Source organism: Spiribacter sp. 2438 (assembly GCF_009676705.1).
GTDB lineage: Bacteria > Pseudomonadota > Gammaproteobacteria > Nitrococcales > Nitrococcaceae > Spiribacter.
Genome location: NZ_CP046046.1, coordinates 304,007 through 324,572, shown reverse-complemented (window position 1 = coordinate 324,572; position 20,566 = coordinate 304,007). Strand labels below are relative to the sequence as shown.

Annotated in this window: 25 protein-coding genes; 12 read left to right on the top strand and 13 right to left on the bottom strand. The window is 63.9% G+C overall.

All coding sequences use genetic code 11. From position 1 onward, the window contains the following. The first annotated feature begins 5 nt into the window (after positions 1-5). From GJ672_RS01630 to GJ672_RS01600, 7 genes are read left to right on the top strand one after another with little or no spacing between them, the layout of a single operon-like run. Positions 6-701, top strand: a complete 696-nt coding sequence (locus GJ672_RS01630; RefSeq protein WP_154296974.1) for a YggS family pyridoxal phosphate-dependent enzyme — start codon at positions 6-8, stop codon at positions 699-701. Beyond that, positions 698-1,528, top strand: a complete 831-nt coding sequence (proC, locus tag GJ672_RS01625; protein ID WP_154295576.1) for a pyrroline-5-carboxylate reductase — start codon at positions 698-700, stop codon at positions 1,526-1,528. Before GJ672_RS01630 ends, proC begins: the two co-directional genes overlap by 4 nt. A gap of 1 nt (position 1,529) precedes the next feature. Beyond that, on the top strand, positions 1,530-2,108 hold the full coding sequence (locus tag GJ672_RS01620) for a YggT family protein (RefSeq protein WP_154295575.1): 579 nt from the start codon (positions 1,530-1,532) through the stop codon (positions 2,106-2,108). Between the two features lie 2 nt (positions 2,109-2,110). Beyond that, on the top strand, positions 2,111-3,265 hold the full coding sequence (locus GJ672_RS01615; protein ID WP_154295574.1) for a homoserine O-acetyltransferase: 1,155 nt from the start codon (positions 2,111-2,113) through the stop codon (positions 3,263-3,265). Between the two features lie 5 nt (positions 3,266-3,270). Continuing rightward, positions 3,271-3,879 (top strand): methionine biosynthesis protein MetW, encoded by a 609-nt coding sequence (metW, locus tag GJ672_RS01610; protein ID WP_370517602.1) that lies wholly within the window; start codon positions 3,271-3,273, stop codon positions 3,877-3,879. Further along, positions 3,876-4,319 (top strand): DUF4426 domain-containing protein, encoded by a 444-nt coding sequence (locus tag GJ672_RS01605; RefSeq protein WP_154295572.1) that lies wholly within the window; start codon positions 3,876-3,878, stop codon positions 4,317-4,319. The genes metW and GJ672_RS01605 overlap by 4 nt, the downstream gene beginning before the upstream one ends. 4 nt (positions 4,320-4,323) lie before the next feature. Beyond that, positions 4,324-5,247: a histone deacetylase family protein gene (locus GJ672_RS01600; RefSeq protein ID WP_154295571.1), complete on the top strand. Its 924-nt coding sequence runs from the start codon at positions 4,324-4,326 to the stop codon at positions 5,245-5,247. Positions 5,248-5,490: 243 nt separating this feature from the next. On the opposite strand, the gene zapE is transcribed toward GJ672_RS01600, so the two are convergent. After that, entirely contained in the window at positions 5,491-6,594 is a 1,104-nt protein-coding gene (gene zapE / locus GJ672_RS01595; protein ID WP_229381917.1) for a cell division protein ZapE, read from the bottom strand. Between the two features lie 129 nt (positions 6,595-6,723). Between zapE and ilvD the strand changes: the two genes are divergently transcribed. Further along, on the top strand, positions 6,724-8,412 hold the full coding sequence (gene ilvD, locus GJ672_RS01590) for a dihydroxy-acid dehydratase (RefSeq protein ID WP_154295569.1): 1,689 nt from the start codon (positions 6,724-6,726) through the stop codon (positions 8,410-8,412). Between the two features lie 34 nt (positions 8,413-8,446). Here the strand turns inward: ilvD and GJ672_RS01585 are convergent, their stop codons facing one another. Genes GJ672_RS01585 through GJ672_RS01575 form a run of 3 tightly spaced genes read right to left on the bottom strand, consistent with a single transcriptional unit; the run spans position 8,447 to position 10,190 of the window. Beyond that, positions 8,447-9,031, bottom strand: a complete 585-nt coding sequence (locus tag GJ672_RS01585) for an SCO family protein (protein WP_229381916.1) — start codon at positions 9,029-9,031, stop codon at positions 8,447-8,449. After that, on the bottom strand, positions 9,031-9,882 hold the full coding sequence (locus tag GJ672_RS01580; RefSeq protein ID WP_154295568.1) for a cytochrome c oxidase assembly protein: 852 nt from the start codon (positions 9,880-9,882) through the stop codon (positions 9,031-9,033). Before GJ672_RS01580 ends, GJ672_RS01585 begins: the two co-directional genes overlap by 1 nt. Further along, positions 9,879-10,190 (bottom strand): hypothetical protein, encoded by a 312-nt coding sequence (locus GJ672_RS01575; RefSeq protein ID WP_154295567.1) that lies wholly within the window; start codon positions 10,188-10,190, stop codon positions 9,879-9,881. The genes GJ672_RS01580 and GJ672_RS01575 overlap by 4 nt, the downstream gene beginning before the upstream one ends. Before the next feature lie 88 nt (positions 10,191-10,278). Between GJ672_RS01575 and sohB the strand changes: the two genes are divergently transcribed. Then, positions 10,279-11,286 carry a protease SohB gene (sohB, locus tag GJ672_RS01570; protein WP_154295566.1) on the top strand — a complete coding sequence of 336 codons (1,008 nt, stop codon included), beginning with the start codon at positions 10,279-10,281 and terminating at the stop codon, positions 11,284-11,286. Here the strand turns inward: sohB and GJ672_RS01565 are convergent. Then, entirely contained in the window at positions 11,255-11,506 is a 252-nt protein-coding gene (locus GJ672_RS01565) for a sulfurtransferase TusA family protein (protein WP_154295565.1), read from the bottom strand. The two genes, sohB and GJ672_RS01565, sit on opposite strands and share 32 nt — an antisense overlap. A 66-nt stretch (positions 11,507-11,572) precedes the next feature. On the opposite strand from GJ672_RS01565, the gene GJ672_RS01560 reads away from it, so the two are divergent. Continuing rightward, positions 11,573-11,764, top strand: a complete 192-nt coding sequence (locus tag GJ672_RS01560; protein ID WP_154295564.1) for a hypothetical protein — start codon at positions 11,573-11,575, stop codon at positions 11,762-11,764. A 22-nt stretch (positions 11,765-11,786) separates the two neighbouring features. Then, complete coding sequence (gene lipA, locus GJ672_RS01555) at positions 11,787-12,794, top strand: lipoyl synthase (protein WP_154295563.1); 1,008 nt, start codon at positions 11,787-11,789, stop codon at positions 12,792-12,794. Positions 12,795-12,824: 30 nt separating this feature from the next. On the opposite strand, the gene cyoE is transcribed toward lipA, so the two are convergent. From cyoE to GJ672_RS01535, 4 genes are read right to left on the bottom strand one after another with little or no spacing between them, the layout of a single operon-like run. Further along, positions 12,825-13,778: a heme o synthase gene (gene cyoE / locus GJ672_RS01550; protein WP_154295562.1), complete on the bottom strand. Its 954-nt coding sequence runs from the start codon at positions 13,776-13,778 to the stop codon at positions 12,825-12,827. Positions 13,779-13,780: 2 nt separating this feature from the next. After that, positions 13,781-14,785 (bottom strand): heme A synthase, encoded by a 1,005-nt coding sequence (locus GJ672_RS01545; protein ID WP_154295561.1) that lies wholly within the window; start codon positions 14,783-14,785, stop codon positions 13,781-13,783. Then, positions 14,782-15,372 (bottom strand): hypothetical protein, encoded by a 591-nt coding sequence (locus GJ672_RS01540; RefSeq protein WP_154295560.1) that lies wholly within the window; start codon positions 15,370-15,372, stop codon positions 14,782-14,784. The genes GJ672_RS01545 and GJ672_RS01540 overlap by 4 nt, the downstream gene beginning before the upstream one ends. Next, positions 15,369-16,121: an SURF1 family protein gene (locus GJ672_RS01535; protein ID WP_154295559.1), complete on the bottom strand. Its 753-nt coding sequence runs from the start codon at positions 16,119-16,121 to the stop codon at positions 15,369-15,371. The genes GJ672_RS01540 and GJ672_RS01535 overlap by 4 nt, the downstream gene beginning before the upstream one ends. A gap of 79 nt (positions 16,122-16,200) precedes the next feature. Between GJ672_RS01535 and GJ672_RS01530 the strand changes: the two genes are divergently transcribed. Next, a complete protein-coding gene (locus tag GJ672_RS01530; protein WP_154295558.1) occupies positions 16,201-16,419 on the top strand; it encodes a twin transmembrane helix small protein in 219 nt (72 codons plus the stop codon). Between the two features lie 3 nt (positions 16,420-16,422). On the opposite strand, the gene GJ672_RS01525 is transcribed toward GJ672_RS01530, so the two are convergent. The 4 genes from GJ672_RS01525 to GJ672_RS01510 all read right to left on the bottom strand — a co-directional run bounded on the left by GJ672_RS01525 (position 16,423) and on the right by GJ672_RS01510 (position 20,496). Continuing rightward, positions 16,423-17,283 carry a cytochrome c oxidase subunit 3 gene (locus tag GJ672_RS01525; RefSeq protein WP_154295557.1) on the bottom strand — a complete coding sequence of 287 codons (861 nt, stop codon included), beginning with the start codon at positions 17,281-17,283 and terminating at the stop codon, positions 16,423-16,425. Between the two features lie 144 nt (positions 17,284-17,427). Then, on the bottom strand, positions 17,428-19,005 hold the full coding sequence (gene ctaD, locus GJ672_RS01520; protein WP_154295556.1) for a cytochrome c oxidase subunit I: 1,578 nt from the start codon (positions 19,003-19,005) through the stop codon (positions 17,428-17,430). 31 nt (positions 19,006-19,036) lie between these two features. After that, the gene (coxB, locus tag GJ672_RS01515; protein ID WP_154295555.1) at positions 19,037-19,912 is read right to left on the bottom strand and encodes a cytochrome c oxidase subunit II; all 876 of its coding nucleotides are present in this window, start codon (positions 19,910-19,912) and stop codon (positions 19,037-19,039) included. Then, positions 19,909-20,496, bottom strand: a complete 588-nt coding sequence (locus GJ672_RS01510; RefSeq protein WP_154295554.1) for a DUF2244 domain-containing protein — start codon at positions 20,494-20,496, stop codon at positions 19,909-19,911. The genes coxB and GJ672_RS01510 overlap by 4 nt, the downstream gene beginning before the upstream one ends. Positions 20,497-20,566: the final 70 nt, after the last annotated feature.

Sequence of the window (20,566 nt, the reverse complement as noted above, 5' to 3'; positions counted from 1 at the left end):
ACGCCATGCCAGACGTCGCCGCTCGACTTGCCGCGGTCAGGGATCGCATTCGCGAGGCCGAACAGACCCATGGGCGGCAGCCCGGCAGCGTGGAGCTGCTGGCCGTGAGCAAGCGCCAGCCGCTGGATGCCATGCAGACCGCCTATGAGGCCGGGCAGCGGGCCTTCGGCGAAAACTACCTCCAGGAGGGGGTCGACAAGTGCCAGGCCATGACGGCGACCGACATCGAGTGGCATTTCATTGGTGCCCTGCAGTCCAACAAAACCCGCCCGGCGGCCGAGGGCTTCGACTGGGTCCATGCCGTGGATCGCCTCAAGATTGCGCGCCGGCTCTCGGAGCAGCGGCCCGAGACACTGGGTGCGCTGCAGTGCTGCATCCAGGTGAATGTCAGCGGCGAAGCCAGCAAGGCCGGCGTCTCGCCGCAGGCACTGCCGGAACTCGCCCATGCCGTGGCCGAGCTGCCGCGGCTTCGCCTGCGGGGGCTGATGACGCTGCCGGAGGCGGTGACCGGCTTTGAGGCGCAGCGCGCCGCTTTCAGCCAGCTGCGGCAATTGCAGGAAGCCCTCATTGATGACGGGTTGGCCCTGGATACCCTGTCCATGGGCATGTCCAACGATCTCGAGGCCGCCATCGCCGAGGGGGCCACACTGGTGCGCCTCGGCACCGCGGTCTTCGGGCCCCGACCGGAGAAGACGCCATGAGTGAAGAAGTGATTGCCTTTATCGGCGGCGGCAACATGGCCCGTAGCCTGATCGGCGGCCTGATCGCCGACGGCCAGCCCGCCGCCAGCCTGCGCATTGCCGAACCGGACGCCGAACGCCGTGAATCGCTGGTCCGGGAGTTCGGCGTTCAGGCTTTCGAGGACAACGCCACCGCCGCCCGCGGCGCCGATGCGGTCATGCTGGCGGTCAAGCCACAGACCCTCGCCACCGCCGTGCGGCCGCTGGCCAATCAACTCCGCGAGCAGCAGAGCGTGGTGATTTCAGTGGCCGCGGGGGTCCGCAGTGCCGACATCGGCCGCTGGCTGGGGGGCGAGGATGTGCCGGTGGTCCGCGCGATGCCCAACACGCCCGCTCTGGTAAAGACCGGTGCTACGGCCCTGTATGCCACCCCGGCGGTCAACGAAGCCCAGCGCAATCTGGCTGAGACATTGCTCAGGGCTGTGGGCATGGTGGTGTGGCTGCCCGACGAGGCGCAGATGGACGCGGTCACTGCCCTGTCCGGCAGCGGTCCGGCGTACTTTTTCTACACCATGGAGGCCATGCAGGCGGCCGCCGAAGCCCAGGGGCTTTCCACCGAAACCGCCCGCCTGCTGACGCTGGAGACCGCGCTGGGGGCTGCCCGCATGGCCCTGGAGAGCAGCGAGGACCCGGCCACCCTGCGCCGGCGGGTCAGCTCGCCGGGGGGCACCACCGCCGCCGCCATTGAGGCGTTGCAGGCGGGTGACCTGGCCGGCCTCTATCAGAAGGCGCTGGCCGCCGCGGCGGCACGGGCCGGCGAGATCGGCGACGACCTGGGGGCGCACTAGCATGGGTCCAGGCTACCTCGGCAGCCCGCTGGCATTCCTGGTGGACACGCTGTTCAGTCTCTACATCATGGCGGTGATGCTGCGGTTCCTGCTGCAGTGGGTCCAGGCGGACTTCTATAACCCGCTGGCGCAGTTCCTGGTGCGCATCACCCAGCCAACGCTGGCGCCGCTGCGGCGCGTCATTCCCAGCTGGAGTGGCATCGATCTGCCGGCATTGGTGCTGATGATTCTGCTGCAGGCGGCGGCGCTGGCGCTGCTGATGCTGATCGCCGGCGTCACTCCCCGCTTCGACTACCTGCTGCTGCGCACGCCGGCGGAGCTGATCAACCTGCTGTTGAACCTTTATCTCGTGGCCATCGTGGTCCGGGCGGTACTCACCTGGATCAACCCGGATGCCTACAACCCGGCCATGACCATCCTGCTGGCGCTGACCGAACCGGTGGTGCGGCCATTTCGGGCCATTCTGCCGCCGATCAGCGGCATCGATCTGTCGCCACTGGCGGCGATTATTGCCATCCAGGTGCTCAAAATGCTGATCATGCCGCCGCTGGACCGGATCGCACCGGGGCTGATGATGTGACCATGGCCCGATCCTTCCCGAACGATTCCGTGGGCCTGGTGGAAACCCATCAGGCCCGCTTCGACGAGCGGTTGCGGCTGGAATGCGGCCGTGAACTGCCCGGCTATGAGCTGGCCTATCAGACTTATGGCCGCCTTAACGCCGACGCCAGCAACGCGGTGCTGGTCTGCCATGCGCTGTCCGGCAGTCACCATGCCGCGGGCTACGACCATCCCGAGGCGCGCAAGCCCGGCTGGTGGGAGAGCTGCATCGGCCCGGGCAAACCGCTGGATACCGACCGCTTCTTCGTGGTCTGCAGCAACAACATCGGTGGCTGTCATGGCTCCACCGGGCCGGTAAGCGTCAACCCGGAAACCGGCCATCCCTACGGCGCCGACTTCCCCATGGTCACGGTGGGCGACTGGGTCCGCACCCAGGCACGGCTGGCGGATCACCTGGGGATTCAGCGCTGGGCCGCGGTGGCCGGCGGCAGCCTGGGGGGCATGCAGGCACTGCAATGGGCCATTGATGAGCCCGACCGGATCGGTCACGCCGTGGTGATCGCCGCCGCACCCCGGCTGTCGGCGCAGAACATTGCCTTCAACGAGGTGGCCCGCCAGGCCATCCGCTCCGACCCGCAATTTCACGAGGGCCGCTACGCCGCCAACGGCGAGCGCCCCGAGACCGGCCTGATGCTGGCCCGCATGCTCGGGCACATCACTTATCTGTCCGAGGCGGCCATGGGCGAGAAATTCGGCCGCGACCGCCGTGGCGAGCCCAGCGCCTACGGCTTTCATTACGATGTGGAATTCGAGGTGGAAAGCTATCTTCGCCACCAGGGTCAGTCCTTTGTGGACCGATTTGATGCCAACACCTATCTGCTCATGACCAAGGCGCTGGATTACTTCGACCCCGCCGCCCGCCACGGCGGCGATCTGACCCGCACCCTGGCCACCACCCGGGCGCCGTTCTTCGTGGCCTCCTTTACCAGTGACTGGCGATTTCCCTCCTCGGCGTCCCGGGAGATCGTCCGCGCCCTGCTGGACAGTAATCGGCGGGTGAGTTACGCGGAAATCCGCGCCAATCATGGTCACGATGCCTTCCTGATGCCGGTGCCCCGCTATCTGGAGGTGTTCCGCACCTACATGGACCGGGTGGCAACGGAGGTGGGGGCATGAGTCCGCTGCGGCAGGATCTTCAGATCGTCGCCGACTGGGTGGGCGAAGGCCAGCGGGTACTGGACCTGGGCTGCGGCGACGGACGCCTGCTGAGGCATCTCTTCGAGCAGAGGCGGGCCACCGGTTACGGCCTCGAGATCGACCCCGAGGGCATTACCCGCAGCATTGCCAACGGCATCAACGTCATCGAAAGCGATCTCGACGAGGGGCTCGCCGACTTCGATGACGGGGCCTTTGACCAGGTGATTTTGACCCAGACGCTTCAGGCGGTGCAGCGCCCGGACCAGCTCCTCAAGGACATGCTGCGGGTGGGTCGCACCGGGATCGTGACTTTCCCCAACTTTGCCTACTACCGGCTGCGCTGGCACATCGCGGTACGGGGACGCATGCCCATGAGCAAGGCGCTGTCCTATGGCTGGTACGAGACCCCGAACATTCACTTCTGCACGATCCGCGATTTCGAGGCGTTGTGTGAAGACCTGGGTATTCACATACTGGAGCGGCGCGTGTTATCTCATGAAATGAAACAGCCGTGGATCGGGGGGCTGCTGCCGAACCTGTTCGGAGAGGTGGCGCTCTACCGCATCTGCCGGGCATCAGGGAGGTCGGAATGAAGGCTCTGAAAGCGTTGTTGTCGATCGCCACCGCGGCTCTGCTCTGCGGCGTGGCCGTGGGGGCCGCCGCCCAACAGATGGAGCCCTACGGCGACCATGAAGTCCACTACAGCGCCATTCCCACCGGGCTGCTGACCGATCAGGTGGCCCAGGCCCGGGGAATTGTGCGAAGCCGCAGCAAAGCCCTGCTGCTGGTGACCATCCTGGAAAACGGCGAGCCGGTGACCGGGGCGGTGCAGGCCAGTGTGTGGGCGAGTAATGACGATGATCCCACGGACATTCCCATGCGACAGGTCCGCGAAAACGGCTGGGTGTCCTATATCGGAACCTTCGACTTCGAGTCGGGGCAGTCCCGCAATTTCGCGGTTTCCGCCAACCCCCACGGTCGGGAAGGGCCTTTCGAACTGACGTTCCGTCAGGCCCTCCAGAATCCGGACTAGCGCCGTGTCCACCTGGCTGATCTCCCATCGTGACTGTCTGGAACATGACACGGGGAGCAGTCATCCAGAGCGCATTGAGCGCCTGGAAGCGATTCTGAAGGCGCTGGAGGATCCGGCCTTCGACGCCCTGGAGCGCCGGGACGCCGAGCCCGCGCCCCGGGAAGCCCTGGAGCGGGTACACACCGCGTCCTACGTGGATGCGGTGATGGCGGCGGTGCCCACCACCGGCCGCGAGTATCTCAACCCCGACACGGTCATCTCACCGGGATCGGTGCAGGCGGCACTGCGGGCGGCGGGAGCGGGCCTTCAGGCCGTGGATGCCATTCAGGCCGGCGAGGCCCGCCGGGTTTTCTGCGCGGTACGCCCGCCGGGCCATCACGCCGAGCCCGATGAGTCCATGGGATTCTGCCTGTTCAACAATGCAGCGGTGGCCGCGCGTCACGCCCAGGTGGTGCACGGCATTCCGCGGGTAGCGGTGGTGGATTTCGACGTCCATCACGGCAACGGCACCCAGACCATGTTCACCCATCAACCCGGCCTTTTTTACCTGTCGCTGCATCAGCATCCGCTTTTTCCCGGCACCGGCACCCGCGCGGAAAACCATCCGGGCAACATCCTCAATCTGCCCCTGATCAAAGGCACCGGTTCGGCGGACTATCGCCAGCAATTCCATGGTCAGGCCATCGCGGCCCTGATCGATTTCGATCCGGATCTTCTGATTCTGTCGGCGGGCTTTGATGCGGCCGTGGAGGACCCCCTGGCGGGCCTGGCGCTCACCGAGGATGATTTCGGCTGGATCACCGACGAGCTGGTGGCGGTGGCCAATTACTGCTGCGGGGGTCAGATCTGCTCCATGCTCGAGGGCGGCTATGACCTGGGCGCTCTGTCCCGGGGCGTGGCCCGGCATGTGGCGGGGCTGATGCGCTAGCCCCTCCGCAAGCCCGAAAGAAGGGATTGACAATCGAGGTTATGCACACCGCAGCAGAGTTCGTTTTTCAATAGGTTCTGTAACTTATTGATTGATCTGGATAACCCGTAAGTCTCTGTTTTTGTTGGCTTAATTAAACTGGTCAAGGTTTCGCCGATTTAAAGCCCGCCTTGTCACCATGCCACTTGCAGCGGTTTTGCCTGTATTCATCCACAACCTTATCCACAGGATTCGTGGATAACCTCACGGCCGGTGGGCGGTTGCCAGATAGTCATGGGTCTGCATGGCCCGCAACCGCGAGGCGGTGCGACGAAACTCAAAACGAAGGCGGTAGCCCCGGTACAGCCATTCAATGTCGGCGGTGGCTGAAATGACCAGCTTGACGCTTCGATCGTAGAATTCGTCCACCAGCGCGATAAACCGCCGAGCGGCGTCCTCACGCTCCCGATCCAACACCGGTATCCGGGAGATCAGCACCGTATGGAACTGCCGGGCAATTTCAATGTAATCGTCCTGGCTCCGGGGTCCCTCACAGAGCGCACTGAAGTCCGTCCACAGGACGCCGTCACCCACCGCCCGGGTGGGAATCACTCGATGGTTGATCTCGAGCTCGGAGCCATCATGGTCGCGATCCGGTGAGAGCTCTTCGAAGGCCGTGGCCATGGCCACTTCGGCCCGCTCATCCGCCGGCACGTGGTAAATCGGCGCGCGGCTCAACCGCCGAAGGCGGTAGTCCGTGCCTCCATCCACATTGAGCACCCGGGTGTGGTCCTCCAGTAGCTGAATGGCCGGCAGAAAACGCTCGCGCTGCAGCCCGTCGTGGTAAAGCCGCGCCGGCGGCACATTGGAGGTGGCCACCAGGGTGACCCCCTCCTCCACCAGCCCGTGCAGCAGCCCGGAGAGGATCATGGCGTCGGTGATGTCACTGACGAAGAACTCGTCAAAACACAGCACCCGGGCGTCCGCCGCCCATTCCGAGGCAATCTGTCGCAACGGATCCTGCTGTTGTCGCAACGCCCGCAGCCGCTCGTGGGCGGACTTCATGAACCGATGGAAGTGAACCCGCCGCTTGCTGATCGGGGCGGGCAGACACTCGTAGAACGTGTCCATCAGATAGGTCTTGCCGCGACCCACGCCCCCCCAGAGGTACAGGCCCGGCTCCGCCGCGGGCGGACCCCCACGGCGCGCCCACCAGCCGCGCAGGCCACTCGGGCGGGGTGTCGGCGGTGGATCGACCAGTCGTTGGTGAAGGGCATCCAGGGACTCGATCGCCGCCTGCTGCGCCGGGTCGGCGAGAAAGTCACCGCTGTCCAGGTCGGCCTGGTAGCGCGCACTGGGTGTGGTCACGACAGTCCATCCACGAGGTTCAGAGCATGGGAAGCAGAGTATGCCATGACCGCCGGGATCCATTGCCAGACGGGCGGCGATCTCGTATTTTCGACAGGCTATCTATAACCACTTCCCGAGGACTCATTCATGGCTGACAATCGCCGAAGCCGCGCCACCACCGAGGGGCTGGCCCGAACACCCAACCGCGCCATGCTGCGCGCCGCCGGTTTTGGCGACGAGGATTTCGACAAGCCCATTGTCGGCGTCGGCAATGCCCATAGCACCATCACCCCCTGCAACCTGGGCATCGGCGCCCAGGCGGAGCGGGCCAGTGAGGCGCTTCGCGCTGCCGGGGCCATGCCGGTGAGTTTTGGCACCATCACTATCTCCGATGGCATCTCCATGGGCACCGAGGGTATGAAGTACTCGCTGGTGTCCCGGGAGGTGATCGCCGATTCCATCGAAACCGTCTGCAACGGCCAGAGCCTGGACGGCGTACTCGCCACCGGCGGCTGTGACAAGAACATGCCCGGCGCGATGATCGGCATCGCCCGCCTCAACATTCCGGCGATCTTTGTCTACGGCGGGACCATCAAGCCCGGTCGCTACAAGGGACAGGACCTCACCATCGTCAGCGCCTTCGAGGCGGTGGGCCAGGCGGCCGCCGGCAAGCTCTCCGAGGAAGACCTGAAAGGCGTCGAGAAGAACGCCTGCCCGGGAGCCGGCTCCTGTGGTGGCATGTACACCGCCAACACCATGTCCAGCGCCTTCGAGGCCATGGGGATGAGCCTGATGGGCTCCAGCACCGTGTCCGCCATCGATGATGAGGCTCATACCGTGGCGGCGCGGTCCGCCGAAGTGCTGGTGGAGGCCATCCGTCACCAGCGCCTGCCCCGGGACATCATGACCCGCCAGGCCCTTGAGAACGCCGTCAGCGTGGTCATGGCCCTGGGGGGCTCGACCAATGCGGTGCTACACATCCTGGCCATCGCCAACGCCTGCGAACTGGATTTTTCCATCGACGACATCGAGCGGATCCGGGGCCGTGTCCCGGTGCTCTGTGACCTCAAGCCCTCGGGCCGTTATGTCACCAGTGAATTCCACGAAGTGGGCGGCACTCCGCAGGTCATGAAGATGCTGCTGGAGAAAGGCCTGCTGCACGGTGACTGCATGACCATCACCGGTCAGACCATTGAGGCGCTGCTGGCGGATGTGCCCGCGCAGCCATCAGCAGACCAGGACATCATTCGGGATTTCGACAACCCCATGTACCCGGAGGGCCACCTGGCCATCCTCCGGGGCAACCTGGCCGAGGAAGGTGGGGTGGCCAAGGTCAGCGGCATCAAGCATCGCCGCATCGAAGGACCGGCCCGGGTGTTCGATTCCGAGGAACTCGCCATGGAGGCGATCCTGGACGACCAGATTCAGGCGGGCGACGTGCTCATCATCCGCTACGAGGGACCCAAGGGCGGCCCGGGCATGCGCGAAATGCTCGCACCCACCTCGGCCATCATCGGTCGGGGCCTGGGCGATGCCGTGGGGTTGATCACTGACGGCCGCTTCTCTGGCGGGACCTACGGCATGGTGGTGGGCCATGTGGCCCCGGAAGCCGCCGTGGGGGGCAACATCGCCCTGGTGGAAGAAGGCGATACGGTGGTCATCGACGCCGATCAGAACCTGCTGGAGGTCAAGGTCAGTGATGACACCCTGGCAGAGCGACGCCGGCAGTGGCAGCCCCGCCCGCCCAATTATCGGCGTGGGGTGCTGGGCAAGTTCGCCAAGCTGGTGAGCTCCGCTTCCCACGGCGCCGTCACCGACAAGGATCTGTTCGACTGACGGGTCCTGGAGTCGGTGCCTGCCAGGTGCCGACTCAACCCTGGGCGATGCGGCGCAGATCCGCTGTCATGGCCGAGACGCTGTCACTGGGGCGGAACAGGGCGCGAGCCCGCCCCTCGGCGTCGAAGACGTACATGGCGCTGGAGTGGGAGACGTTGTAATCACCGAATTCATTCGGCTGGTCGTAGCCGAAAGTCGCCCGGTACCGACGGGTCATGGCCCGCAGCGTGTCGTAGTCGGCGGTGGCACCGGTGACCCGTTCACTGAAGAATCCGGTGTAATGGGCCAGCCGCGCCGGGGTATCCCGGCCGGGATCCACGGACACGAACAACACCCGCAGGTCCGACTCCAACCCCTCACCGGCGGCTTCGGTGGCGGCGGCGATGCGGGCCATGGCGGTGGGGCAGACGTCGGGGCAGTTGGTAAAGCCGAAGAACACCACCGTGGGGGCACCGGCCATGTCCGCTTCGGTAATTTCCTGGCCGGTCTCACTCAGCAGGCGGAACTGCAGGTCCGGCAACAGGCCCTCGATGCCCTTGGTTTCGTAGCCACGCCCCCCGCAGCCCACCAGCAGCAGACTCAGCACCAGCACCGGCAGAAGACGCATCAGAACAGTCATCAGGCTCTCTCCAGGGTCGTTTCGGTGCGGCTGTCCTCGGCCCGCTCCTCCTGATCAAGCCGGAAGGCGAGGACAATCACCGCCGCGATGACACTCATCATGGCCGCCGGTATCCAGGTAATCAGCCCGCCAATCTGCTGATCCAGCATGGGGTCGATGGGGAAGGCCCGGCCGCAGACGTCGTAAATCTCGAACAGATTCTGGCCACTGAACGTGATGTAGGCCCCCAGTACGATCTGTGGCGGCATGATCGCTGCCAGCACCATAATGCGCCGGCCGGGGGACAGACGGGGCGTGATCCCCTTGCCGCCCCGCTCGAAGATCAGCCACCAGAACAGCAGCCCGTCCACCGCCATGGTCCAGTTCATGAACCAGTACAGATCCAGGCTGAGCATGGCGTCGAAATGGATATCCGGCGTCAGCCAGAAGTACACCAGCCCGACAAACAGGAAGCCGGCGATGAACGGCTGCTGCAGCACCCGGTAAATCGATCCCAGAACCCCGAAAAACGGCGCCATGACCCCTTGGGGCAGCGTTCGCCAGCTTGCCGGCAGCGCCGCGGCCAGCACCGCGGTGGGCATGGCAAGGGCAATCAGGAAGGGACCAAGGTGATGCAGAATGAGATGCTGGAGCCGATGGGCGGCAAATAGATACTGGGAGTAATAGTCGTAATGGGTCTGCGTGACCACATAAATCAGGCCAATGCCCAGAAAATACGACAGCGCCGGCCAGAACCCCGGTTTGGCGCCGCGCATCATGCCAACGACATACAGGCCCGCCGCGAGCACGCACGCCAGGAACACCGGCAGCGAAGGCTCCCAGGGCCGCAGCCATTCAAGCAGGGTAATCATAATGGCGAAAGATTAGCAGCGGCAGCGAGCCGCGCATAGGCATGCCGCGTCAGCAGGATCAGCGCCCGGCTGCTTGAGTAGACCGCGTTTGTCTGTCGGGCTCGCAGCAGCAACGACTCGGTCGCTGGATCAGAGGGACGATCCAGCGGAACCACGAAGAAATCCCGGCCCTCTACAAGGGGAATGTCCGCGTGCTTGAAGGCACGGAACGCGGTGCCTTTGGCGGCGCCATTGTGACGATCGATCTGGCGGAGCGTCACCACCGCCTGGCCCCGATAGTCGAGCGGGCGCTCGCCGGGGTTACTCATGAGGATTCCGGGCCATCCGGCTTACCACCATCTCCGTGTCGCGTAGAATCTGCCTGCTGGACTGGCCCCAATCAACCGGGAGAACTCAATGGAACTGGTGCAAGAGTACGCCTTTTTTCTCGCCCGCGTGGTGACACTGCTGGTGGCCCTGATGGTGATCTTTGCCATGGTCGGTGCTGCTGGCCGGGGCCGGGGCCGTCACCGCGAGCGGCTCGAAGTCGAGCACCTGAACCCCCGCTACAAGGCCATGGCCCGGCGCATTGAGTTTGGCACGCAACAGGGCACCAAGGGATTCTGGCAGCGGCTCCGGGAGCGGCGGCGAAAGAACCGGCAAAGCGGCGAAGGCCGGCTGCCACGCTTGTTCGTGCTGACCTTTGACGGCGATATCCGCGCCAGTGCCACCGAGGCTTTGCGCGAGGAAATCAGCGCCATTCTCGCCAGCGCCAAGCGGGATGACGAAGTGCTACTGAAACTGGAAAGTCCGGGCGGCGCGGTGCCGGGGTACGGCCTGGCCGCGAGCCAGCTGGCCCGGCTGAGGGAACAGGGCATCCGTCTGACCGTTGCCGTGGATCGGGTGGCCGCCAGTGGCGGCTATCTGATGGCCTGTGTGGCCGACCGGATCGTGGCCGCCCCCTTCTCCATCATCGGATCCATCGGCGTTGTGGGCCAGCTACCCAACTTTCATGGCTGGCTGAAGCGCAATGACATCGAGTTTGAACTGCACACCGCCGGTGAGCACAAGCGCGACCTGACCGTCTTCGGCGAGAACACCGACGAAGGCCGGGCGCATTTCCGCCAGTCCCTGCAGGAAGTCCACGACCTGTTCCGCAACCACATCGCACGCTACCGCCCCCGGCTGGACGTGGAAAAAGTCGCCACTGGCGAGCACTGGCTGGGGGAACGGGCCCTGGAGCTGGATCTGGTGGATGACCTGGGCACCAGCGACGATCTGCTACTGGAGCGGCGGGAGCGCATGGAACTCATCGCCCTCACCTATCACCCCAGCACGTCTTTCCGGCGGCGGTTCGCCATCGTGTTCGAGTCGGTGCTGGCGAGGTTGGGTTTTACCCCGGGCCTTTTCGAAGCCAGAAAGTGAACACGCCGTCTGCCTCCACGTGATGGATGAGGGTGTGTTCGCTGCGGTCGCAAAAGCCGGTGAAGTCAATCACCGAATGCGGATCGGTGGCCTGCACCCGCAGGCACTCACCGGGGTGCATGTCCCGCAGGTGCTGCTTGGTCCGGAGAATGGGCAATGGGCAGTTGAGCCCTCGCACGTCCAGATCCGTGTCGTAATGGGGCTGTGACTGGGCGTCCATGGAGAAGGTCCCGATGAGGCGCGTATAATCGACTCAGTGTACAAAATCTTGCAGGGAGACGCTGCCATGACGGACAAGCGCGAGAAGCCCGCCGAGGATGCCGAACAGGCGGGCAGTGAATACGATCCACGCCCCGTGAGTGACGGCGAGCTGCGTGAGCAGGTGTCCCGCGAGGAAGTGGAAGGCTACAAGCGAAAAGCTGATCAAAGCCATGCCAACTGGTTTTCAGTCATGAACAACCCCTACGGCAAGGACTGACAACGGCAATCAGGAGCCATCGATGAGCGAACTGAAGGGAATTCCCGTGGTCCTCAGCGGCCAGAAAGTCAGCAAGTCCAACGGTGTCCGGGCCATCAAGAATGGCGTCAAGACCCGCAAGGATGCCGCGCCGCTCAGCCGCGGCGACAAGCCCGACTGGCTGCGGGTCAAGGTGCCCACCGGCGAGACCTATCAGAAAGTCCGCAAGACCGTCCGCGACCACAAGCTGGCGACGGTGTGCGAAGAGTCCATGTGCCCCAACATGGGCGAGTGCTGGAGTGCCGGCACCGCCACCATCATGCTCATGGGCGATGTCTGCACCCGGGCCTGCCGCTTCTGCGCGGTGGACACCGGCAACCCCAAAGGCTGGCTGGATGAGAACGAGCCCGCCGGGGCCGCCGAGACCGTGGAGCTGATGGGGCTGAAGTACGTGGTGCTGACCTCGGTGGACCGGGATGACCTGCCGGATGGCGGCGCTGGTCACTACGCCGCCTGCATTCGGGCGATTCAGCAGCGGAACCCGAACACCGCTGTCGAGGCGTTGACGCCGGACTTCAATGGCAGCCACGACGCCATCAACACGGTGGTGGACACCGGCCTGGAGGTGTTCGCCCAAAACGTCGAGACGGTCAAGCGACTGACTCACCCGGTGCGGGATGCCCGGGCCGGCTATCAGCAGACCCTGGACGTGTTGGCCCACGCCAAGGCCCGGCGCCCGGGCGTGCTGACCAAAACCAGTCTGATGCTCGGGCTGGGCGAAACCGATGATGAAATCATCGAGACCATGGACGACCTGCGCGCCATCGGCGTGGATATCGTCACGTTCGGTCAGTACCTGCGCCCGACGGTGAACCACCTGCCCGTGGACCGCTACGTCACCCCCGAGCAGTTCAACCGCTTCCGCGAGATCGGTTTGGGCAAGGGATTTCTGGAAGTGGTGTCCGGGCCGCTGGTCCGCTCCAGCTATCGCGCTGACCGGGTGCTGGAGAAAAACAACGTGGGGCTGGACAAGGTCGCCGGCGGCAGCTGAACCCGAACCGGCGATGCCGGCTGGTGGGGGCTACCCCACCAGCAAACCGGCAAAAATTGGCAGATAGGCGTCCGTTAACAGCGCCGCGAAAAGCGCCATCAGGTACACAATGCTAAAGCCGAAGGAGCGCATGGGCAGTGAACGCTCTTCGGGCTTCTGCAGCATGGCAATCCCGAACCAGAGATACCGGGCGCCCAGCGCCAGGGCCGCCGCCAGGTAGATCAGCCCGCTCATGCCCGTGGCAAACGGCAACAACGTCACCCCCACCAGTAACGCGGTATAAAAAAGAATCTGCCAACGCGTATGCCGGTCGCCGTGGGTAACCGGCAGCATCGGAATTTCTACCTTGGCGTACTCTTCGCGGCGGTGGATCGCCAGTGCCCAGAAATGCGGCGGCGTCCAGGTGAAAATAATCAGGAAAAGCAGCAGCGCATGGGGGTCGATGCTGCCGGTGACCGCCACCCAGCCAAGCACCGGTGGTGCGGCACCGGCAGCACCGCCAATCACGATGTTCTGGGGCGTCGCCCGCTTCAGGAACAGCGTGTAAATGAATGCATAACCGATCAGTGAACCGAAGGTAAGCCAGGCGGTCAGGGGGTTGACCGCGAAATACAGCAGTCCGAGCCCGGCCGCGGCAAGCGCCCCGGCAAAGGTCACCGCATGACTGGTGCGCAGATGGCCGGTGGGTAGTGGACGGCCTTCGGTGCGCTTCATGCGCCCGTCAACCCCTCGATCCACCAGATGGTTAATGGCGGCGGCGGAACCGGCCGCCAGCGCGATACCGAGGTTACCCACCAGCAAAGCGTTCCAGGGAATGGTTCCAGGACTGGCCAACAGGTTGCCCACCACCGCGGTGAACACCATCAGCGCCACCACGCCCGGCTTGGTCAGTTCGTAGTAGTCCCGCCAATGCCGGGCCAGGTGCCTCAGCCCCGAGGCATCCTCCGCGGCGGAGTTGGTGGTGGCTTCCAGGGTCCGGCTCATGGTCATCTCAGCGGTCGAATCAAATGAATGGCGGTGACAAGCACCATCATGAGCAACGCAGCGCCTGCATTGTGCGCGACCGCCAGTGACAGAGGCAAGCTGTAGACCACGTTGCCAATGCCGATGCCGATCTGCGCCACCAGCACCACGCCTAGCGCGACGCCGATGCCGCGCCCAATGCCCCCGGCCCGCCACAGCCACCAGGCCAGGGCACCCAGCACCAGGGCGGCGACAATGGCCCCGGCCCGGTGAACCAGATGCACCGCCATGCGTGCCGGGTGATCCAGGACCCCGAACTCATAGTTCACGCCAAGCCCGCGCCAGAGCACGAAGCCCTCGGAGAAATCGGCGCGTTCGGGCCAGTATTCACCGAGGCTACAGGCAGGAAATTCATTACAGGCCAGGGCCGCATAGTTGGTGCTGACCCAACCCCCGAGGGTGATCTGGCCGATGGCCACCACCAGGCCGGCGGCAAGGAGCGCATTCAGCCCTCGGCGGCCGGCCAGCCGGCCAGCACCGCCGAGCCGATTGGTCCGTAGGGTTACCCACCAGAGCAGCGACAACGTCGCCAGGCCGCCCAGCAAATGAGCAGTGACCACCGCCGGCTTGAGCTGCCAGGTCACCGTCCAGGCCCCCAGAGTGGCCTGTACCGTCACCAGGGCGATCAGAAACAGCGGCACCTTCCAGGACTGGCCGGGGATGTGGCGCCGACGCCAGGCGTAATACCCCATGCCGGCGATCAGCAGCCCGACGATGCCCGCCGCGTAGCGATGGATCATCTCCCGCCAGCCCTTGTTGACCTCGACGGGCCGTTCCGGAAAGGCGGCATTGGCAGCGGCAATTGCCTCGGGGGTCCGGGGCACGTCCAGATGGCCATAGCAGCCCGGCCAGTCCGGACAACCCAGGCCGGCATCCGTCAACCGAACCCAGGCGCCCAGGACCACCACGGTCAATGTGATGCCGGTGGTCAACAGCGCCAGCCAGAAGAACCAGGGATTGGATTTCATTGTGCGGCGGCCTCCTCACGGGTACGTCGTTCGGCTTCTTCTTTGGAGAGTTTGAGCAGATTCTCCAGATCATCCAGCAGTCCCGGCGCGTCCAGCGGCTCCGCGTAGCGCATGACGTGGAACCCCCGGTAATCAACGATGTGGGCGGCCATGGCCGCGCCACCATGAGTCAGCAGTGGCTCCAGCCCCGCGGCACTGGTTTCCATTAATTCGAAACCACCGGGCACCGAGTCCGCTTGCACCGGGCCGTCATCCGGCTGCAGCAGAATCAGGCGCACCCGGTCGATGTTCCGGTCCAGGGCCACCCGCAGGCGCGTCAACAGATCCAGGCGCTCAACGCAGGCGTCACCACAGGCCTCCGTCTGCGGCACCACCAGCAGCCAGGTCCCGGCCAGGGGCTCGGAGGCGGCTCGAACCCGTGTCCACTGCTCGGGTGCGATGGCCTCGGCGGGTTGCACGAGATCACCATTGTTGGTGAAGCTGGCCGGACGCCAGTCACTGAAAACCATGATCATGGCGCCAATGGTGGGCACGAAAAACAGCGCCACGATGGCGATGAACTGCCACCGCCCTTTTAACGACTTCATCCGGCGGAATCCTCGTTGCTGTTGAGCCGGCGGGTATTCACCACCAGCCAGATAATGGTCAGCGTGGCGGACAGGGCGAACCACTGGAACGCATAGCCTTCATGCCGCTCCGGCCCAAAGCGCCAGGCATCCCGCACTGCGACGTCCTGCATCACCGCATCCGTCGCCAATGAGCCCTCCACCAGCAAAAAATCGGCCAGCGGGTAATCCAGTGCATCGCCTTTGTATTGCATGTCCATGTACTGCACCCGACGGGGCCACTGGCCCGGGTTGTCCGAGGGTTCACCGAGACGGAGTCCCACCCAGGGGCCCCGACCGATCTGACCGGCCACCTCGGCGTTATCGCCCACCGGTGGCGGCGTGGGGAGCGTCTCGCGTCCCTCGGTTATCGCAACGAAACCGCGGTCCACCAGCACCGCCTCATCCCTGCCGTCGAGCCTGAGTGGCGTCAGCACCCGGTAACCCACCTGTCCGTCTTCAACCGTGTTGTCCAGGTAGAACTGATGCTCGGAATCGTAGCTGCCACTGGCCCGGGCGCGCCGAAACTCATGGGACGTCAGAGACGCCGTTGTTTCCGTCAAATCTAACACTGGCGCGCGAAAGGCCGCGGCCCGCTCAGTCATCTCGGTGCGTTTCGCCTCGGCCCGATCCAGTTGCCAGAAACCCAGCGACACCAGCAACGTCAGAATCACCAGATACGCCACCGTCGGCACGGGTGTGGGTGAAAAAACGAAGCCGGCGATTCGCATCGGATCTCAGACTCCGGGAGCGGCTGAGAGTGCCGCTCAATTCATTTACACTCTACAAAACTGATCAGGAACCACGCGCATGGACCTTTTAATCAAGATCGCCATTGTCATCACTCTGCTGGTGATCCTGGCCAGTCTCGGATCCGGACTATTTTACCTGATGAAAGACCGCGGGGAATCCCGCCGAACGCTGAATGCACTCACGCTGCGCATCGTTCTGTCAGTGACGTTGTTTCTGTTGATCCTACTGGGGCTCTTCACCGGTGCCATCGCACCGAATCCGAGCCCCCTCGCCTGATGGCTAGAGCACGTAGACGAAGATAAACACCCCGAGCCAGACCACGTCCACGAAATGCCAGTACCAGGCGGAAGCCTCGAACCCGAAATGTGAATCCGGGCTGAAATGCCCTTTCATGCATCGCAGCGAGATAACCGCCAGCATCAGGGTGCCAATCACCACGTGGACCCCGTGGAAACCGGTGAGCATGAAGAACGTCGACCCGTAGATGCCGGTGTCCAGGCGCAGATTAAGGTGGGCATAGGCCTCGTAATACTCATAGCCCTGCAACCCGGTGAACAGCAGACCCAGCGCCACCGTAAACCACATGTAAGTCACCAGGCGGCCGCGGTTGCCGGCCTTGAGCGCATGATGGGCAATGGTCAGGGTGACGCCGGAGGTCAGCAGGATCAGCGTGTTGATGGTGGGCAGCGGCCAGGGCCCCATGGGCTGGAATTCCATCCCCACGTTACCGGGACCGGCGGTGGGCCAGCTGAGCACCATGGAATCCCACAGCAGACGGCTGGTGGCCGGATCCTCACCGGAGAGCCACGGCACCGAAAAGACCCGGGCGTAGAAAAGCGCGCCAAAGAAGGCCGCAAAGAACATCACTTCGGAGAAGATGAACCAGATCATGCCCCAGCGCAGTGAACGGTCCACCTGATCGCTGTAGAGACCCTTGACGCCTTCCCGAACCACATCGCCAAACCAGCCGATCACCATGATCAAGGTGATGACCGCGCCGATGCCCGTTACCCAGAGGCTGGCCCCCATGCCCTCGAGCCACATCGCGATGCCCACCACGAGGGCAGTGACGCCCACGCTGCCGATGATCGGCCACCAACTGGAATGGGGTACGTAATACCCGCCTTCTGCCTGCGCCATGCGCTTATCCTCTCCCCGCCCGGAGCTATTGTTGCTCCAGGAAAACCCCCACATAAATCGCCAGCACTACCAGCGCCAGAATGAACACGGTCCAGCGTATCCGGCGCCGGGTGCGGCGATCGACATTCCGGTTTATGACCAAAGTCAGCGAACCACCGGCGGCGTATCAAAGGTGTGGTGAGGCGCCGGCGACGGCACTTCCCACTCCAGACCCTGAGCACCTTCCCAGGCCCGGGCTTCGGCCTTTTCACCGCCACGGATGCACTTGATCAGCAACCAGACGAAAATCAGCTGAGCGAAGCCGAAACCAAAGGCGCCGATACTCGAGATCATGTTCCAGTCCGCGAACTGCACCGAGTAATCCGGGATCCGGCGGGGCATGCCAGCCAGTCCGAGGAAGTGCTGCGGAAAGAAAAGCACGTTCACGAAGATCACCGACAGCCAGAAATGCCACTGACCCAGACGCTCGCTGTACATATGCCCCGTCCACTTGGGCAGCCAGTAGTAGGCCGCCGCCAGGATGGCGAACACCGCACCCGTCACCAGGACGTAGTGGAAATGCGCCACCACGAAGTACGTGTCGTGATACTGGAAGTCCGCCGGCGCGATGGCCAGCATGATTCCCGAGAACCCGCCAATGGTGAACAGGAACACGAACGCCAGGGCGAACAGCATCGGCGTCTCGAAGGTCATCGCGCCCCGCCACATGGTGGCCACCCAGTTGAACACCTTCACCCCGGTGGGCACGGCGATCAGCATAGTGGCGTACATGAAGAACAACACCCCGGCGAGCGGCATGCCCACCGTGAACATGTGGTGAGCCCAGACGATGAATGACAGGAAGGCAATCGCCGCCGTGGCATAGACCATGGAGCTGTAGCCGAACAGCGGCTTGCGGGCGAATGCCGGGATAATCGTCGAGATGATGCCGAAGGCCGGCAGAATCAGGATGTAGACCTCGGGGTGCCCGAAGAACCAGAAGATGTGCTGGTAGAGCACCGGGTCACCGCCGCCGGCCGCATCGAAGAACGCCGTGCCGAAATACTGGTCGGTGAGCAGCATGGTCACCGCACCGGCGAGCACCGGCATCACCGCAATCATCAGGTAGGCCGTGATCAGCCAGGTCCAGACGAACAGCGGCATTTTCATCAGGCTCATGCCCGGCGCCCGCATGTTCAGAATGGTGGCGATGACGTTGATGGACCCCATGATGGAGCTGATGCCGAGCACGTGAATCGCAAAGATCACGAACGGGAATGCCGTGCCGGTCTGCAGCATGAGCGGCGGATACATGGTCCAGCCACCGGCCGGGCCACCCCCCGGCATGAACAGCGTGGAAAGCAGAATGGCAAAGCCGAACGGCAGCAACCAGAAACTCCAGTTGTTCATTCGCGGCAGCGCCATGTCCGGCGCACCGATCTGGAGGGGTATCATCCAGTTCGCGAGGCCGGTGAAGGCCGGCATGACCGCCCCGAAAATCATCACCAGCGCATGCATGGTGGTCATCTGGTTGAAGAAGTAGGGATCAACCAGCTGCATGCCGGGCTGGAACAGTTCGGCCCGGATGACCAGCGCCATGGCGCCGCCCACCAGGAACATGGCCAGCGAGAACAGCAGGTACATGGACCCGATGTCCTTGTGGTTGGTGGTCAGGATCCAGCGCCTGATGCCGGTCGGCTCGGCGGCGTGATGGCCTTCTGCTTCGTGGGTCGCTGCCGTCATTGCTCCAATCTCCCCTTAGGCAATGTTCGCTTTAACGAGATGCCAGTTCGGCGTTGTCGTCGTTGTCCTCGGCGCCATCAGCGCCCGCGGTGGTCTCGGCGAGATCCTCGCCACGCTGACCAGCCAGCCACTGCTGGAACTCATCCTGCTCCAGGGCTTCCACCACGATGGGCATGAAGCCGTGGTCACGGCCACAAAGCTCCGCGCAGCGACCGCGATAGATGCCCGGCTCCTGAATTTCAGTCCAGGCCTCATTGATAAAGCCCGGAATGGCGTCCCGCTTCCAGCCCAGATCCGGCACCCACCAGGAATGGATGACGTCCGCCGCGGTGATCTGGAACTTGATTCGAGTGTCCACTGGCACCACCAGACGCTGGTCGACTTCCTGCAGGTAGTTCTCCACCGACGCCGGTTCAATGCCGGATCCCCGCTGCCGCGCCCGGTCGCTGTCCCGGTCGAGCCGGCTCAGGAACTGAACATCCTCGTCAATGTATTCGTATCCCCAGAACCACTGGTAACCGGTCACCTTGACGGTCATTTCCGTGTCACTGGTGTCCTCGAAATCAATTAGCACCCGGGTCGCCGGGATGGCCATGGCCACCAGAATGAACACCGGGATCACTGTCCAGACAATTTCCACGGCGGTACTGTGGTGAAACTTGGCGGGCTTGACGCCCCGGGATTTTCGGTGCCGGAAAATGGAATAGAACATGGCGCCAAAGACGACGACGCCAATGGCCACGGTGATCAGGAACACCGTCATGTGCAGATCGTAGACCGCATTACTCCAGGGCGTGACCCCCTGGGTCATGTTGATCAGTGACCAGTCCGCTGATGCCGGCGATGCAAACAGCATCAGTGCACCCAAAGTCGAGCCGATCCCTGCCTTCCCGGTCCTGCTTGTCATGTTGCTCTGTCTCCAAGCCTTGTCTTGTCGAGGGACCCGGTGGAACCCTCCGCCTCGCGGAGTACGGTGGCCGACCCGAGCCGGCTTTGCGTAATCCCGCTGCTTCCGATGGGACCGACACACCGGGCCAGCTCTCTGGCCAGGCTTTTGCGCTCGTCGGCATCCAGAAAACTGCCAAGTTCCAGCTCGGTCTCGCGGGTGCGAAGGACCAGCTGGGTGTGTTCCCAGCGCCGGGGCAGCTGCCGCAGCACCACTTCGGTCCAGGCCGGCTGCATTTCCCAACGCTGCTGAACCCGGCCCCGGCCCTTCTCCACGCAGATCCGACTGTCGCTGATGTAAATCACCTCGCGGTCGAGAGATCGGCGCGCCGATAGATACAGCGCCGCCCCCAGTGCCATGAGCTCGAGCCCGGCAAAGGGCAGAATCGGCCAGAACCCGTGCCAGGTAAACGCAAGGGCAATCCCAAGAACCACCACCGATGTCACGGCGAAAAACCGGACATTCTGCCGCCAGTCCGGCGCCAGGTTGGGCGCCAGGACGAAGCAGCGTTGCTGTTCAGAATCGATTGTGGACCGAGTGCTCATAACGTTGCCCGCGTCAACGGATTTACTCGATGGACTGGCAGTTTATTGGACTCCGGGCCTCGTGGGAAGC

What these genes read in the sequence shown, in the direction of transcription:
- proC (WP_154295576.1), top strand. Translation starts at nt 698, where the DNA reads ATGAGTGAAGAAGTGATTGCCTTTATCGGCGGCGGCAACATGGCCCGT.
- GJ672_RS01545 (WP_154295561.1), bottom strand. Translation starts at nt 14,785, where the DNA reads ATGAAATCCAATCCCTGGTTCTTCTGGCTGGCGCTGTTGACCACCGGC.
- GJ672_RS01535 (WP_154295559.1), bottom strand. Translation starts at nt 16,121, where the DNA reads ATGCGAATCGCCGGCTTCGTTTTTTCACCCACACCCGTGCCGACGGTG.
- GJ672_RS01605 (WP_154295572.1), top strand. Translation starts at nt 3,876, where the DNA reads ATGAAGGCTCTGAAAGCGTTGTTGTCGATCGCCACCGCGGCTCTGCTC.
- GJ672_RS01580 (WP_154295568.1), bottom strand. Translation starts at nt 9,882, where the DNA reads ATGATTACCCTGCTTGAATGGCTGCGGCCCTGGGAGCCTTCGCTGCCG.
- coxB (WP_154295555.1), bottom strand. Translation starts at nt 19,912, where the DNA reads ATGACAAGCAGGACCGGGAAGGCAGGGATCGGCTCGACTTTGGGTGCA.
- GJ672_RS01540 (WP_154295560.1), bottom strand. Translation starts at nt 15,372, where the DNA reads ATGAAGTCGTTAAAAGGGCGGTGGCAGTTCATCGCCATCGTGGCGCTG.
- sohB (WP_154295566.1), top strand. Translation starts at nt 10,279, where the DNA reads ATGGAACTGGTGCAAGAGTACGCCTTTTTTCTCGCCCGCGTGGTGACA.
- GJ672_RS01615 (WP_154295574.1), top strand. Translation starts at nt 2,111, where the DNA reads ATGGCCCGATCCTTCCCGAACGATTCCGTGGGCCTGGTGGAAACCCAT.
- GJ672_RS01630 (WP_154296974.1), top strand. Translation starts at nt 6, where the DNA reads ATGCCAGACGTCGCCGCTCGACTTGCCGCGGTCAGGGATCGCATTCGC.
- GJ672_RS01510 (WP_154295554.1), bottom strand. Translation starts at nt 20,496, where the DNA reads ATGAGCACTCGGTCCACAATCGATTCTGAACAGCAACGCTGCTTCGTC.
- cyoE (WP_154295562.1), bottom strand. Translation starts at nt 13,778, where the DNA reads ATGAGCCGGACCCTGGAAGCCACCACCAACTCCGCCGCGGAGGATGCC.
- GJ672_RS01560 (WP_154295564.1), top strand. Translation starts at nt 11,573, where the DNA reads ATGACGGACAAGCGCGAGAAGCCCGCCGAGGATGCCGAACAGGCGGGC.
- GJ672_RS01620 (WP_154295575.1), top strand. Translation starts at nt 1,530, where the DNA reads ATGGGTCCAGGCTACCTCGGCAGCCCGCTGGCATTCCTGGTGGACACG.
- ctaD (WP_154295556.1), bottom strand. Translation starts at nt 19,005, where the DNA reads ATGACGGCAGCGACCCACGAAGCAGAAGGCCATCACGCCGCCGAGCCG.
- GJ672_RS01565 (WP_154295565.1), bottom strand. Translation starts at nt 11,506, where the DNA reads ATGGACGCCCAGTCACAGCCCCATTACGACACGGATCTGGACGTGCGA.
- GJ672_RS01575 (WP_154295567.1), bottom strand. Translation starts at nt 10,190, where the DNA reads ATGAGTAACCCCGGCGAGCGCCCGCTCGACTATCGGGGCCAGGCGGTG.
- GJ672_RS01585 (WP_229381916.1), bottom strand. Translation starts at nt 9,031, where the DNA reads ATGACTGTTCTGATGCGTCTTCTGCCGGTGCTGGTGCTGAGTCTGCTG.
- ilvD (WP_154295569.1), top strand. Translation starts at nt 6,724, where the DNA reads ATGGCTGACAATCGCCGAAGCCGCGCCACCACCGAGGGGCTGGCCCGA.
- lipA (WP_154295563.1), top strand. Translation starts at nt 11,787, where the DNA reads ATGAGCGAACTGAAGGGAATTCCCGTGGTCCTCAGCGGCCAGAAAGTC.
- GJ672_RS01530 (WP_154295558.1), top strand. Translation starts at nt 16,201, where the DNA reads ATGGACCTTTTAATCAAGATCGCCATTGTCATCACTCTGCTGGTGATC.
- GJ672_RS01525 (WP_154295557.1), bottom strand. Translation starts at nt 17,283, where the DNA reads ATGGCGCAGGCAGAAGGCGGGTATTACGTACCCCATTCCAGTTGGTGG.